Source organism: Flavobacterium sp. LM4 (assembly GCF_002017935.1).
In the GTDB taxonomy this organism is placed as follows: Bacteria; Bacteroidota; Bacteroidia; order Flavobacteriales; family Flavobacteriaceae; genus Flavobacterium; species Flavobacterium chungangense.
Genome location: NZ_MUFW01000001.1, coordinates 550,649 through 565,842 on the forward strand (window position 1 = coordinate 550,649; position 15,194 = coordinate 565,842).

General features: G+C 33.6%; 13 protein-coding genes. 10 read left to right on the forward strand and 3 right to left on the reverse strand.

What is annotated here, in order from left to right:
* Window positions 1-147: 147 nt before the first annotated feature.
* Entirely contained in the window at window positions 148-1,155 is a 1,008-nt protein-coding gene (locus BXU10_RS02455) for a transposase (RefSeq protein WP_078225959.1), read from the reverse strand.
* Between the two features lie 389 nt (window positions 1,156-1,544).
* Here BXU10_RS02455 and BXU10_RS02460 point away from each other — a divergent pair, with 389 nt between their 5' ends.
* Window positions 1,545-1,865 carry a hypothetical protein gene (locus BXU10_RS02460; RefSeq protein WP_123921940.1) on the forward strand — a complete coding sequence of 107 codons (321 nt, stop codon included), beginning with the start codon at window positions 1,545-1,547 and terminating at the stop codon, window positions 1,863-1,865.
* Window positions 1,866-2,087: 222 nt separating this feature from the next.
* Here the strand turns inward: BXU10_RS02460 and BXU10_RS02465 are convergent, their stop codons facing one another.
* Complete coding sequence (locus BXU10_RS02465; protein WP_078225961.1) at window positions 2,088-3,620, reverse strand: IS1182 family transposase; 1,533 nt, start codon at window positions 3,618-3,620, stop codon at window positions 2,088-2,090.
* Between the two features lie 128 nt (window positions 3,621-3,748).
* Between BXU10_RS02465 and BXU10_RS02470 the strand changes: the two genes are divergently transcribed.
* Window positions 3,749-4,279 (forward strand): hypothetical protein, encoded by a 531-nt coding sequence (locus BXU10_RS02470; RefSeq protein ID WP_078225962.1) that lies wholly within the window; start codon window positions 3,749-3,751, stop codon window positions 4,277-4,279.
* 631 nt (window positions 4,280-4,910) lie between these two features.
* Here the strand turns inward: BXU10_RS02470 and BXU10_RS02475 are convergent.
* Window positions 4,911-5,918: a transposase gene (locus BXU10_RS02475; RefSeq protein ID WP_078225959.1), complete on the reverse strand. Its 1,008-nt coding sequence runs from the start codon at window positions 5,916-5,918 to the stop codon at window positions 4,911-4,913.
* A gap of 480 nt (window positions 5,919-6,398) precedes the next feature.
* Between BXU10_RS02475 and BXU10_RS02485 the strand changes: the two genes are divergently transcribed.
* The 8 genes from BXU10_RS02485 to BXU10_RS02515 all read left to right on the forward strand — a co-directional run bounded on the left by BXU10_RS02485 (window position 6,399) and on the right by BXU10_RS02515 (window position 15,012).
* Entirely contained in the window at window positions 6,399-6,710 is a 312-nt protein-coding gene (locus tag BXU10_RS02485) for a helix-turn-helix domain-containing protein (RefSeq protein ID WP_078225964.1), read from the forward strand.
* A complete protein-coding gene (locus tag BXU10_RS02490; protein WP_078225965.1) occupies window positions 6,707-9,802 on the forward strand; it encodes an N-6 DNA methylase in 3,096 nt (1,031 codons plus the stop codon). The genes BXU10_RS02485 and BXU10_RS02490 overlap by 4 nt, the downstream gene beginning before the upstream one ends.
* Window positions 9,803-9,805: 3 nt before the next feature.
* The gene (locus BXU10_RS02495) at window positions 9,806-11,647 is read left to right on the forward strand and encodes a class I SAM-dependent DNA methyltransferase (RefSeq protein WP_078225966.1); all 1,842 of its coding nucleotides are present in this window, start codon (window positions 9,806-9,808) and stop codon (window positions 11,645-11,647) included.
* Window positions 11,648-11,750: 103 nt separating this feature from the next.
* The gene (locus BXU10_RS24915; protein WP_189328047.1) at window positions 11,751-11,924 is read left to right on the forward strand and encodes a hypothetical protein; all 174 of its coding nucleotides are present in this window, start codon (window positions 11,751-11,753) and stop codon (window positions 11,922-11,924) included.
* A 28-nt stretch (window positions 11,925-11,952) separates the two neighbouring features.
* Window positions 11,953-12,528 carry a Crp/Fnr family transcriptional regulator gene (locus BXU10_RS02500; protein ID WP_223255378.1) on the forward strand — a complete coding sequence of 192 codons (576 nt, stop codon included), beginning with the start codon at window positions 11,953-11,955 and terminating at the stop codon, window positions 12,526-12,528.
* 46 nt (window positions 12,529-12,574) lie between these two features.
* Entirely contained in the window at window positions 12,575-13,213 is a 639-nt protein-coding gene (locus tag BXU10_RS02505; protein ID WP_223255379.1) for a short chain dehydrogenase, read from the forward strand.
* An 81-nt stretch (window positions 13,214-13,294) separates the two neighbouring features.
* A complete protein-coding gene (locus BXU10_RS02510) occupies window positions 13,295-14,083 on the forward strand; it encodes a PhzF family phenazine biosynthesis protein (RefSeq protein WP_078227894.1) in 789 nt (262 codons plus the stop codon).
* 179 nt (window positions 14,084-14,262) lie between these two features.
* Window positions 14,263-15,012 carry a hypothetical protein gene (locus BXU10_RS02515; protein WP_078225968.1) on the forward strand — a complete coding sequence of 250 codons (750 nt, stop codon included), beginning with the start codon at window positions 14,263-14,265 and terminating at the stop codon, window positions 15,010-15,012.
* Window positions 15,013-15,194: the final 182 nt, after the last annotated feature.

The window sequence follows — 15,194 nt, forward strand, 5'->3', positions numbered from 1 at the left end:
TGGTAACAGGCATTTGGCAAGATTGCGAATTTTGTAGTAAATACACGTTTATTTCTCGCAAGAAATTTTATCTTTGATAGAAAATAATCGGTTCCGAACTTCGCAACCTCGCATTCTATGGCAAAATCCAAGTAAAAAACGCTAAAATTATGCTGCAAATTTTTGAATGTTTACATAAGGTGTTCCGCGGTTAATAGTTGCAAAAATTCGCCCCAATAGTTTGCATCTTATATTATTTAAAACCAACATTTTCGATTTCCCTTCGCCTACTTTCCGTGCATAATATTGTTTGAGTTCCGCGTCGTGTTTTTTGCTATTTAAAGCACACATATTCAGTAACGATTTTAGTTTTTTATCTGCTAGATGATTGACCTTTGTCCTTCCTTTTATAGAACTTCCAGAACTGTATTGAAATGGAGCCACTCCAGCATAACAAGCCACTTGTCGCCAGTTTTCGAAGGATTGAAACGATTTGGTAACTAAGATAATATACAAGGCAGTTTGTGGCCCAACCCCTGGAATACTTTGAATGAGCTCGTTCTGCAATTTGAGCTGCTCATTGGATTGAATGATTTCTTTCATTTTCCTTTCTACTTTTTCGATTGCTTTTTGAAGTTGTTTAATAACTACTTTATTAATTTTTAAAACATCACCCATAGCTTCTTTGGGAATATAACCGATTCCTTCACTGGTACTTCCAATGATACGCAAGCTTTTAAGTAGTTTTTCACGTTCTGTAAAAAGTAATTTAAGTTCCATTAATGATAACTCTGGAAGCTGTGTTAATCGCAACTTGTGCAAATGTGTTAAGGTATAAAATGCAATATCTTTAGAGTCATTTTTATCAGTTTTCCCTCTGGAGATTCCTTTGCTGCGTTTGATTTCAATGGCGGGAATCATCCAATAATCGATCTTGTACCGTGTCAAATAACATCCCAAAGGAAGTGAATAAACACCCGTATCTTCAAAGCTGATCAACACCTCTTCTAAAGCAATTTTTCGATTGTTTAGCTGCTTTACAATCTCTTTAATTCCTTTGTTGTCGTTACTTACCACAAAGTGAACTATTTTCTTTCCTAATGGCTTCTCAAGAAAAGTGACGTCTAATTTTGACTTAGAAACATCAATCCCTACAAAAAATAAATACTTTTTCATACATTTGATTTTAAGTGAAATAAAAAGTTGAATTTGCTTTAAAGCCTTTATTAGACCCGTTGTCTATCATTCTATTTGAAGCCATTCAACAAAACTCAAGGAGGAGCAGAAGACTAATGCGAGGTATGGATCATGAGTCTGGCCAAGCGCGTAGTTCACTTCTGCTTTCCTTTGAGAAATTTACAAAATTTATGCTTTACAAAGTAAAGGCCAAGCGCCGGAACGTTAGTGGCAATTAGCCCAAAAATCTTAAAAAAATCAAATACTTAACACGACTAATGAGACAACTATTTACAATCATAATTCTTCTAATATCAATGAAAAGCTATTGCAATTCATTGACAAAATTTGATACAATATCCTATTGGAAAATTTATCGAAATAGTAAATTGATAAAAGAAGGAACTCTCAGTAACAAAAAAGAGCGAATAGAATTATATAAAAAAACGATCAGAGTACTTGATACTCTTCATATAAAATATTTTGAAGATACACCTTGTGTAAAATGCAATTCTAATTTCATAATTAAAACAGAGAAGGGGAAAGAAATTAAAACTATTCAGAGTAATAAAAACCAATATTCTTTAAAATTGGAAACTACCGAACTTCAAGTATTAGCATTCAAAAATAAATCTAGTATTCTTAAACTGTATTTTAAAGAAGATGATAAAACTGAATCAATATTGCTATTTGAATTTGAAATAAAGTAACTGCCACTAACACACGCTACAAGCAATTTGGGTATAAGGCTTAATCTAAATATGGTTTTGTATTTGGGATGATTTGGCAAATCCGAAAAATGGGCTTAATTTAGTCCCAAACTGCTTGTAGCGCGAGAACGTCAGGCTGTGAAAAAACCTCCTTTTCCAGTTAAAACCTCTAGATTTTACTTTACTGTAATTCAAATAAAGCCTTATATTGAATCACTTTTTTTAGGCTGCTAATTTCTCGGGATAAAAATTAGTTGTTGTATGAAGCTTTAAATAACTCGTTTTTAGTAAAAACAAGACTTTTGCCTTGTAGGGTGAGTTCCATTTTTGAAGTTTTGCAATAAGTTCGGGAACGCCCAGTATATTGATACTGCGTTTAATGTTATAGACCAACATAATTAAGCTGTGTTCTCCGTTTACTTTTTCCAATCCTGTTAAATTAGTGTGATTATAGCCCCATTGCCGTTTGATAGTCCCAAAGATATGCTCGTTGATTTCCTGACGCTTGCGGTAGAGCTGTGGATTTGCGTGATAACGTTTGTTGTTTTCTTCTACGGCATCAGCATATTGACTGCGGTCTATATCTCGTCCAGCCACTCTGCTGGTACATAACTGCTTTACGGGACACTCCCTGCACTTGGATGTTCGGTATCTCTTGAATTCATAACTATCGCTATCAGTTTTCTTGTGCCAGTGACCTGTGGTTTTAAGCGTTTCTCCCTCAGGGCAAGTATAGGTGTCGGTGGTTTGGTCGTATTGGAACTTCGAGATCAAATAACCCTCAGCTATCCTCTCTTTATTTTTCCCCTGTTCGGGCTGTGCTACAATTGTAGTGATGTTCGCTTTTTTGCAGATTTCTATTTGTTTGCCATTATGATAGCCTTTGTCCACTAATGCAGTATAAGTTTCAATTCCTAAATTTTCTTTGGCTTCTATGGCAATGGCAGATAAAGCGCTACGATCGTTCTTGTTGATCGTATGAGTGGCTACCACAAGATTGTGTTTGGCATCGACTGCAGCCTGCATATTAAATGAGATTTCAACCACTTGCCCTTGCACTAATAGGGCTCTGGCATCACTATCGGTGGTGCTTATTTGAGGTTCGCCACTTGCTTCTAGTTTTTCTTCCAGTAATTCATAGCGGATTTTGTTTTGTTTTAAACGTTCAATTTTCTGCTTGATGTTTTTGATTTTTTCAGGGTTATGCTTTGCATCATTTTCTTCCAAAGCATCAAGGTATTGCTGGGTTTTGATTTCGATATACTCTAAATGTTTATCTATTTTCTTTTGATTGAAATTAGCTTTACGGCTATTGTGCGCTCGGCTTTTAGTTCCATCAATAGCAATGGTTTCCCCTGCTATTAAATCGGCATCTTGCAAGAAAACGACAAAGAGTTTGAACAAGTTTTTTAATGCTGCAGGATTGTTCTTTCTAAAATCAGATATGCTGTGGTAGTTCGGTCGAATGTCTTCTAACAACCACTGCATTTCAATGTTTCTAAAACATTCTTTTTCCAGTTTGCGGCTACTTCTTAATCCATGGAGATAGCCGTATAAATAGATTTTCAAAAACACTTTGATATTATAGCTCGGTCGACCTTCTGATTTAATAGAAGTAACTGTAAAACCAAGTTTTTCCAAATCTAAAAAGGTTACAAAAGCATCTATAAAACGTACTTGATTATCGGCAGATATTGCATCTTCTAAACTTGAAAAACGCATTTGTTGGCGGGAAATTCCTTGTATATGTTGCATTACGAAAAATACGAAAAATCCTGTTTTTAAACAATACTTTTCTATATTTGTTTACAACAAAACGGAAGTTTTTTCACAGACTGACGTTGGCAGTAATTTTGCAGTAGAAAAGAGAATTTAAGTATATAATGAAACAAATTAAAAGCTTAAGACTGACAATTTTTTGGTTGACAATTATTTTTATTATAGTTGCGCTTTTTGCATTGACAATTGGACAATCTTTACCAGTTTATTTTAAAAACTATAAAACACAAAGCAACTTTTATTACTTGATATTTACAGGTTTACCTTTCGCAATTTTGTTGACCCTTTTTGGAACTTTAAAAAGAGAACACTCGAAATACAAAAATTGGGTAATTGGAACTTTAACCGTTTTATCAGCAGGATTTTGCTTCTACATTCTGATGTTTACTATGTTTACAATTGGTTTCGGTGCTTGGACAAACGAAACAATATTATACAGAAATAAAGATGATAAAAACATAACTATCAATCAACAAATATTTGACGTTGGAGCGTTAGGTTACGGTGGAAGAAGAACTGTTAAATTAAAACCACTATTTGTGATTTTTCAAACTGTTGAATATATCGACATAACAAAAATTGATAAAGCAAAATGGACTTATGTAAACGAAGAAGGCGACATTCACTTTCCATAGAAAAAACTACTGCCAACACACGCTACAAGCAAGTTGGGCAAAGAGCTAAAATAAAAACGGTTTTGTACTTGCCGAAAAAAGTAACAACAGAAAAATAACGAATTATTAACCCAACCTGCGTGTAGCGTGGGAACGTTATGGGGCAGTTATGCCGAAATTACGCAGATGAAAACAATCAGAAAATGAATTGGTTTCCTCAAGAAGTTTACAAAGCAGAAACGTGAAAGTTGGAATTTAGAAGCGGAAATCTGAAAAGCTAAAAGTGGAAAGTTGGAATCTGAAAAGTGGAAACGTGAAAAGCGGAAGCGTGAAAGTTGGAATCTGAAAAGTGGAAACTTGAAAAGCGGAAGCGTGAAAGTTGGAGTCTAAAAAGTAGAAACTTGAAAAGCAGAAGCGTGAAAGTTGGAATCTGAAAAGCAGAAACTTAAAAATAGAAGCGTGAAAAATTTGAGGTTTAATAGTAATTTCGACAAAATAACCGCCCCATAACAGCCGTTTGGCGAGATTGGGGTTTTAGGCTGAATTTAAAAATGGTTTTGTATTTGGAAAATTTGGGTTTAACCGAAAAATTACGCATCTTTATTCCCCAACCTCGCATTCTATGGCAAAATCCAAGTAAAAAACGCTAAAATTATGCTGCAAATTTTTGAATGTTTACATAAGGTGTTCCGCGGTTAATAGTTGCAAAAATTCGCCCCAATAGTTTGCATCTTATATTATTTAAAACCAACATTTTCGATTTCCCTTCGCCTACTTTCCGTGCATAATATTGTTTGAGTTCCGCGTCGTGTTTTTTGCTATTTAAAGCACACATATTCAGTAACGATTTTAGTTTTTTATCTGCTAGATGATTGACCTTTGTCCTTCCTTTTATAGAACTTCCAGAACTGTATTGAAATGGAGCCACTCCAGCATAACAAGCCACTTGTCGCCAGTTTTCGAAGGATTGAAACGATTTGGTAACTAAGATAATATACAAGGCAGTTTGTGGCCCAACCCCTGGAATACTTTGAATGAGCTCGTTCTGCAATTTGAGCTGCTCATTGGATTGAATGATTTCTTTCATTTTCCTTTCTACTTTTTCGATTGCTTTTTGAAGTTGTTTAATAACTACTTTATTAATTTTTAAAACATCACCCATAGCTTCTTTGGGAATATAACCGATTCCTTCACTGGTACTTCCAATGATACGCAAGCTTTTAAGTAGTTTTTCACGTTCTGTAAAAAGTAATTTAAGTTCCATTAATGATAACTCTGGAAGCTGTGTTAATCGCAACTTGTGCAAATGTGTTAAGGTATAAAATGCAATATCTTTAGAGTCATTTTTATCAGTTTTCCCTCTGGAGATTCCTTTGCTGCGTTTGATTTCAATGGCGGGAATCATCCAATAATCGATCTTGTACCGTGTCAAATAACATCCCAAAGGAAGTGAATAAACACCCGTATCTTCAAAGCTGATCAACACCTCTTCTAAAGCAATTTTTCGATTGTTTAGCTGCTTTACAATCTCTTTAATTCCTTTGTTGTCGTTACTTACCACAAAGTGAACTATTTTCTTTCCTAATGGCTTCTCAAGAAAAGTGACGTCTAATTTTGACTTAGAAACATCAATCCCTACAAAAAATAAATACTTTTTCATACATTTGATTTTAAGTGAAATAAAAAGTTGAATTTGCTTTAAAGCCTTTATTAGACCCGTTGTCTATCATTCTATTTGAAGCCATTCAACAAAACTCAAGGAGGAGCAGAAGACTAATGCGAGGTATGGATCATGAGTCTGGCCAAGCGCGTAGTTCACTTCTGCTTTCCTTTGAGAAATTTACAAAATTTATGCTTTACAAAGTAAAGGCCAAGCGCCAAAACGTTAGCACTCACCCTAAAAGACCGACACGACCGACAATTAACGAACAGAAAAATGCCAACGCTTCGCAAAATTAAAAGAGGTGTTTTGCCAACGCACTTGCCGACACAAAAACACCACATTTAATTTTGCCCAACCGCACCCAAAGCCCACCCACCACCCAGACAAAATTATTGACAAAAATTATTGACTTTTTTGACAGACTTTCAAAATATTCTTTTAAATTTGCCAATATTTGTCAAGTCAAAATAAAGCACATTGAAAACACAGACAATAGGAACAATACTGCGAGAATTAAGAGAAGCTAAAGGGCTTCTTCTTAGAGAAGTTGGTGCAAAGCTTTCGCTTGACCCGACTATTTTAAGTAAAATTGAGCAGGATAAACGAATGCCGACAAAAGAGCAAGTAAAATCACTTGCAAATTTTTATAAAGACCAAAAGAATGAAGTTATAATAGCTTGGCTTTCAGACAAACTTTATTATGAAGTTCAAGACGAAGATTTGGCATTACAGGCAATGCAAGTAGCAGAAGAGAAAATTAAATACCAAATTAAAAAGAAAAGTAAATGAGTTCTATAATTAGAAAACAAAGGCTTACAGAACTCATTGGTCAGTACAATCAGTTCAAACAACAAGGAAGACTTGATCTTACTTCTGAAGAGACCATTAGAACTTGGCTGAATGAGCTTTTGACCATTTTTGGTTGGGATGTTCGAGATACATCTCAAATTTTACAAGAAAAAGTCTTATCAAAAGCTGAGAAAGAAAGACTGATTGAAATTGGATCTCGAAATACAAGACCTGATTACACCTTCAAGGTAGCGAAACAGAAATTAACATTCCTTGATGCTAAGGATATTACCGTAAGCATTGAAGCGGATTCTAATGCCGCATTTCAAATTAAGTCATACGGTTGGTCTATATTAGCACCTTGTGCTTTCATTTCAAACTTTGAAGAGTTTGCAATCTACGATTGCACATACACCCCTGAACAAGGACAATCTCCGAATATTGGAAGATTGTATTTTACAATCAATGATTACGTTGACAATTTTGAAATTCTTGATGAGCATTTACTAAAAGAGAATATTTACAAAGGTAAGCTAAACGAAATTTACTCAGCAACTCTAAAGGATAACAGATATTTGGAGAAAATTTCTCCTGACCTCAAGTTTGCTCAACAACTATCTGATTTCCGTTTACTACTGGCAGAAGATATTTTGAGAAATAACGCTGCCTTTATTCAGAATAATTCTGCCAATCTTAGTTATATAGTTCAGGTAATTATAAATAGAATATTATTCATTCGAGTATGTGAAGCAAGAAAGGTTGAAGAAGATGGTTTATTAATAACATACAAGGAAAACGGATTTTGGGACACTTTTAAAAATTCATCGTATTTTGAATTTTATGAGCATTATGATGGTCCATTGTTTGAACGCATAAATTCAATTCACAGTTTGACAATATCAAATGAGGTATTTGATACTTTATTACAACACTTATATTATCCTTCTCCTTACCGGTTTGATGTAATTCCCACCAAATTACTGAGTGACATTTATGAGATATTCTTGTCCAAAAAATTAATTATTGAAGATGGGGAAGCAAGAGATGAAATCAAAAGCGAATACCTTAAAACAAGGGGAGCAGTAAGTACACCACAGTATATTGTTCAGGAAATAATAAAAAGAACAATTCCTAAAAGAAAACTTTTAGATGAGGGGATTGAAAATTTACTATCAAACAGAATTTTGGATATTGCTTGTGGAAGTGGTGTTTTTGCAATTGAAGCTTATGACTATTTAGAAGATATTTTCAAAGAGCTTTTTATTTCTTCGCAAAATCCAGCTTTTACGCAATATTTTATACAAACTGATTCTAACATTTTTCTGAATTTAAAAGGGAAAAAAGCAATACTTGACAACTGTATATTCGGAGTTGATATAGATGCTGAGGCTGTAGAAGTTGCTAAAATGTCACTATCTCTAAAAATTATAGATTCTTCTGACTTCCCTGAATCATACAATGAAATTGGACTTTTCGGAAGCAAAATTTTAAATGGAATTGGGAATAATATTCGTTGCGGAAATTCTCTAGTTGAATCCGATATTTTAGAAATTTTTCCTGCACTAGCCGATAACGAAGAGGAACTATTAAAAACGAATGTATTTGACTGGAATAGTGAGTATGGTTTCAATGAAATATTTGAACAAAAAGCAGGCTTTGACTACATAATTGGAAATCCACCTTATGTAGAGGTGAAAAACTATAATGTTGATTTGCCTTTTATGCACGCATACATAAAGGATAAATTTTCTTCTTCTAAAAATGGAAAGGTCGATCTTGCAATTCCTTTTATTGAAAAGTCAATAGAATTACTTAACCTGCAAGGAAGATTAGGGTTTATTGTTCAAAAACGATTTTTTAAAACTGATTACGGAAAGAAAATTAGAGAGATAATTTCTAGTTCTCGTCTTTTATCCTCGGTGGTTGATTTTGAAACAACTTCAATTTTTAAAGGCAGAATGACCTATGTTTCTTTATTGCTTTTAGACAAATCAGCACCTGAGAATTTTAGCTTTAAATTATTCAAAGACAATATTGAAACACTTCCTTCTGAATTAAGAGAATCGAATACACCTGACGTATCTCCTGAAAATTATATTTTCTTACCATCTACTGCAATTACGGAAAATCCGTGGAGCTTTGACGATAGTGAATTAATAGCCATAAAAACAAAGCTCCTCGCAAACATAGGAACTCTAGGTGATTATGCAAATGTGAGGGTTGGGATTCAAGCCTTGTGGAATGAAGCGTACCATATTAGACCTATTCAAGTTGAAAATGGAATCATAACGGGAAAGACGCATTTAGAAAACAATTTTCAAATTGAGTTGGATGCTTGCTGTGCCTTGTTGCCAAATGAAAACTTTTACCCTTACAGAGATGACATTCCCGAAACATATTGCATTTTCCCTTATCGAGTGGAAGACGGAAAAGCCTATGAAATACCTTACACCGATTTTTGCGACCAATACCCTTTGGCAGGAGAATATTTAAACCGAAATCAAGAGAGAATTAAACAAAATGTAGAAACTTTCCCTGAAGAAAGATGGCACGTTTATACTAGAGCTAACAATATTGCCAGAAATTTTCCTAAAGTTTATATACCAATGACAGCACTTGATACTTTTGCAGCCGTTACTTTTTCAGACAGGCATTATTGTGATAACGCAAATGTAAACTATGTAGAATTACCTGAAATAAATGAAGTAAACCTTTACGCTTTAGCTTCAATTATTAACTCTACAGTTTATTCTGTATTAGCAAGGTCAATTGCAAACCCCCAGTCAAATGGATATTTCAAGTTTAATAAGCAATTTCTGGAACCAGTTCCATTCCCAGGAGAGAATTTCGCAGAAAGCGTAGATTTAAAAACTCAGCTTTTTGAAATATCAAGAAGAATTGAAGGTTTGCAAGTAAGATATAAATCTTCATCACCTAATCAAAAAAGAGGTATCAATGCTTTACTTCAAAGACAATGGGATTTATTGGATGATATATGTTATCAACTCTATGAATTGAATGATGAGGAAAAAGCATTCTTCAATGAAAGAGGGCGAAACATTTACAGAATTGAAATTCTAAACAACAATTGACAAATGAACAAGGACTTAAAAAATATTATTAATCAATTCAGTGATGATGAAAACACATTGAATAAGATTCTTGTGTCTATTTTTATCCATTCAAATTCTCTTAAGGTTACAACCAATGAGCTAATTAAGGATCTGATCCTGAGTAAGGAATCGCCTCTTTATCATCATATCATTTTCGCAACATATAAATTCTCATTTGATGAACTAATCGAATCATTTGAATTAGCAATTCCATCACAGGATAAAGTTGTCAATGGTGCGGTTTACACGCCAAATTATATAAAATCCTTTATAGTAGAAAACAGCATATCTAAAGTAAGAAAGCCATTACCTAAAATAAAATCGGCAGACATTTCTTGTGGTTGCGGAGCTTTTCTTTTCACAATCGCAAACAAACAGAAGAAAGAAACACAAAGACCCTTTAGCGAAATATTTGAAGAAAATATATTTGGTTTAGACATCTGCCAGACTAGTATAAAAAGAACAGCCATCCTTCTTTCACTGTTAGCCATTTCTCAAGGTGAAGATGAAAAGGAGTTTAAATTCAATTTGTTTTGCGGAAATGCACTTTCGTTTGATTGGAAATCTAATTGTAGTTCAATCAAGTTTAATGAAGGATTTGATTTAATTGTTGGGAATCCTCCTTATGTAAGAGCAAAAAATATTGATTTAGAAACTACAAAATTACTAAGTAATTGGTCGGTAACAAAATCGGGAAATCCCGATTTGTATATCCCGTTCTTTGAAATTGGCCTTAAAAACATAAATAAAAACGGCATTCTTGGCTACATTACAGTAAACTCATTCTTTAAAAGTGTAAACGCTAGAGAATTAAGAAAATACTTACAGACTAATAAATATGAATTAAGTATTATTGACTTTGGTGACGAGAAATTGTTTGAAAGCAAATCGACCTACACTTGTATTTGCTTTTTAGCTAAAGAAAAATCAGAATATTTACTCTTTAAAAAAGAGACAAGCAAAACCTTACAAAAAAATGGATTAGAAAAGTTTAATAAAATTCCTTTTAAAGATTTGGACTTCCAAAGAGGCTGGCTAATTAACAACAAACAAATCGTTGAAAACATAAAACGAATTGAGAGTGCTGGTGAAAGCTTAGGGGATAAATACAAGATAAAAAATGGGATTGCTACTCTCAGCAATGATATTTATATTTTTAAACCAATTGCTGAGAATGAAAACTATTATACATTAATTCGGAACGGAAAAAAGTTTGAGATTGAAAAGGGCATTTGCAGAGACATAATCAAGCCAAACATTCTCAAATATGAGCACGAAATAGAATCAATTAAGGAAAAACTGATTTATCCATATACAAATGGCATAACACCTCTATCACTGATGAAAGAGGAGCAATTAAAATCAAACTTCCCAAATACATATGAGTATCTTTCATTCCACAAAGATGATCTTCAAAAAAGAGATAAAGGAAATGGTGATTATGGAGCTTGGTATGCGTTCGGAAGAACTCAGGCTTTAACAGACAAAGGATATAAATTGCTCTTTCCGTATATGGCAAAAGATCCTCATTTTGTATTTACAGACCAAAAGGAAATGATGATTTATTGTGGCTATGCAATATTTAATGAATCAGTTGAAGAACTAAAAATTCTAAAGAGAATTTTAGAGTCAAAAGTTTTTGATTACTATATGAAGAATACAAGTAAACCCTACTCTTCTGGCTATTTATCGTACGCTAAAAATTATGTCAAAAATTTTGGCATTTGTGAATTAACTAAAAATGACAGATATTTTTTATCAAACGGAGCAACCAAAGATGAAGTTGATGATTTTTTGATAGAAAAGTATAAAATACAAATTTAAAAGCCAACGCATTTAGTGGCACATTTGCAAAACCGCACAAGCCAACGCTAAAGCCAAGTTTTGCAAAAGAGCCACCAAGCCAACGCACCAAGAAAGACACAAAATGACAACGAACAAACACAACAGAAAAGAAGGGCGAAGTGCTAACATCGGTTTTGCAAAATGGCGGGTTCAGTGCTTCTATGACAGTTTAGTGCTAGGTTCAAGTTCAGTTTTTCAATTGAACATTTGTGCTGAAAATCCGCCACTTCGCAAAGCCGAGAACCGTTGGCAGTAATTTTAACAAAAAACGACGATTAAAATAAATGTTCGAAAAAAAATCAATAGTTGACTACTTAAAACAATATAATTTATTTACAGACAGCGAAATAAATGAATTTATAAGTTTAGCCACTATTTCTACCATAAAAAAAGGAGATTTTTTCATTAAACAAGATGAAATCTGTACCACACTTTCCTTTGTGAATTTTGGCATTTTCCGTTCGTTCTATTATTCTAATAATGACGAAGAAATAACCTATTGTTTTACCTTTCCCAATACGTTATTAGTGGCTTATTCTTCATTTATTACACAGAATAAATCAGAAGAAAATTTACAAGCTTTAACCGATTCTGAAATTATTTCAATTTCAAAAAACACATTAGAAAACCTTGCAAAATCAAACAATAAATGGTTGAATTTTTTAAAAATAATTGCTGAAAAAGAATATGTTGAACTCGAAAAATGGATATTTAATCATCAAAAATCCAACGCCCAAAAACGATATGTAGATTTGATACACAGCAATCCACAATTTGTACAACAAGTTCCACTTCACTACATATCTTCCTATCTTGGAATTACTCAAAGACATTTAAGTAGAATAAGAGCATCAATTTAATTATTAGACAAATGTCCTACGTGAATAGTATGGCAGGAGTGTAATTTTGCACTTCAAATTAAAAATAATTAAATATATGAAAACAGTAATTTTAATAGGTGCTAATGGGAAAATGGGAAAAGCAGCACTTACAGGTTTAGGAAAACACAAAGTGATTACAGCTGGTCGTTCAAAAGACGGTTGCGACTACCAAGTTGACATTACCAGTGAAGAATCTTTGAGAAAATTATTCAAGGAGGTTGGTCACTTTGATGCAGTTGTGAATACAGTTGGCGTATGTGAATATGCAACCTTCGAGGAAATGACTGAAGCGCAATGGATGACTACAGTAATGAGTAAAATGATGGGGCAAATCAATATTGTTAGAATTGGTCAGGAATATATTGCTGATAAAGGTTCCTTTACGCTTATTACAGGTATACTAAATTTAAAGCCTATTCCTTTTGCTATTGCAGATGCAACTACAAGTGGTGCCATTGATACCTTTGTAAAATGTGTAGCCTTCGAAATGCCAAGAGGTATTCGTGTAAATTCAGTAAATCCAACAGTTTTAGCAGAAGCTTGGGATGTTTATGGCGATATGATGCCAGGATTTCAACCCGTACCAAGTACATTGGTGGGTAAAGCCTTTGAACGTTCGGTTGATGGATTTATTACTGGTCAAGTGATACTTGTTGATGCCTAATTAACTTAACTTAACTTACAGCATATAGTCTTTTCAAAATATAGATTGACTATATACTGTTTATTAAAAAACAAAAAAGAAATGGAATTAAAACTTTACCAAATTGACGCATTTACAGATACCCTTTTTGGTGGAAATCCTGCTTGTGTGGTGCCTCTTGACAATTGGTTATCAGACGACATTTTGTTGAAAATAACTAAAGAAAATGCCGTTGCAGAAACCGCTTTTTTTGTTGACAAAGGAGAAAAAATCCATTTGCGATGGTTTACGCCAGAAATTGAAATGGATTTGTGTGGTCACGCCACACTTGCAACAGCACATTGCTTAAAGACAATTTTAGATTACAAAAAAGATGAAATTGTTTTCGAAACATTAAGTGGCGACTTAATTGTTAAAGTTGAAGATGGACTTTATAAAATGGACTTCCCGTCAAGAATGCCTATTGCAGATAGGTTACCCGACACCATTTCAAAATCTTTAAATATGCAACCGAAGGAGATTTTGAAATCAAGAGACTATGTTTTGGTTTATGAAAACGAAACAGCAATCAGAAACATTCAAATTGACCGACAATTATTTGACCAAATCAACCTTGATCCAGGCGGAGTAATTGTAACAGCAATTGGAGATGATTGTGATTTCGTTTCTCGTTTTTTTACACCGCAAGCATCCATTTTAGAAGATCCTGTAACAGGTTCTGCTCATTGTTCTCTAGTGCCATTTTGGTCAAAAAGACTTGATAAAAAAGTACTTTATGGGCAACAAGTTTCGGAACGAATGGGAAAACTATATTGTGAAGACAAAGGAGACCGAGTGATTATTAGTGGGCAAGCAAAAACATATTCAATTGGAAAATTTTGGACAGAATAAAACTACTGCCAACAAGGGTTTTGCGTCAGGCGGGCTGAAGTGCAAAATTCAACAGCAGTTTTTCAATTGAACTTTAGTAATAATATCAACTTTTGTGCTTCGATTTCCCGCCCGAACGCAAAGCCCCGAACCGTTAGCAGACATTTTACCGCAGAAAACTAAAAACTACTGAAAACCAAATGAAAAAAAGACTTCTAATTCTAGCTTTATTGTTTAGTCTAAAATCTATTTCCCAACAGAAAAATGACATCAAACTTTCCGAAATAAAATTGTGCGAACTAACTTTAGACAATTTAAAGCAAAATGATGTTGAATTAAAACAAATCAATTTGGAAGAAATGGATTTGTGTTTAGATGGTTTTGTACAAGATGGAAGGTTTGAAAATAGAATTGGATATACTTCAAAATTATATCCAGGTGTTATCTTCCAGAAATATCGTAAAGATTTAAATTCAATTGCAAAAATTCATTTAACAAAAGATTTTAAGGGATATTTACCTGACGGAAAATATGTTGACTTAAAGAACATTAAAGCGGGGGAACTTATCGCAAAATATGACAGTTTAGATATTTGGACTTCTCGTGGTTGTTCTGATTATTTAGGAATAAATAGAAACAAAGAAATTTATTTTTATGTGAAATTAAATAAGAAAAAAGAACCTCGTTATCCAATAGATGATAAATATTATTCCGAACAACAAATAGAAGGAATTGATATTGTTTCTGATTGTTATTCAACTCAACAAAAAACTCAAAAAAACAAACCTTTATATATCGTCGAAGGTAAAGAAGTGACCGAAGAGATTATCGCCGAAATAAAACCTGATGACGTAGAATCGATAAATGTCTTAAAAGATATAAGCGCAACCAAAAAATACGGCGAAAAAGGAAAAAATGGAGTTATAGAAATTTACTTGAAAAAGAAGTAAAAAAAACGCCTGCTAACACACGCTACAAGCAAGCTGGGCAATTGGCTTAATTTGAAGATAGTTTGTATTTGAAACATTTGTTTTTAACCGAAAGAATACGCATCTTTAATCCCAGCCTGCGTGTAGCGCGGGAACGTCAGGCTGTGAAAAAACCTCCTTTTCCAGTTAAAACCTCTAGATTT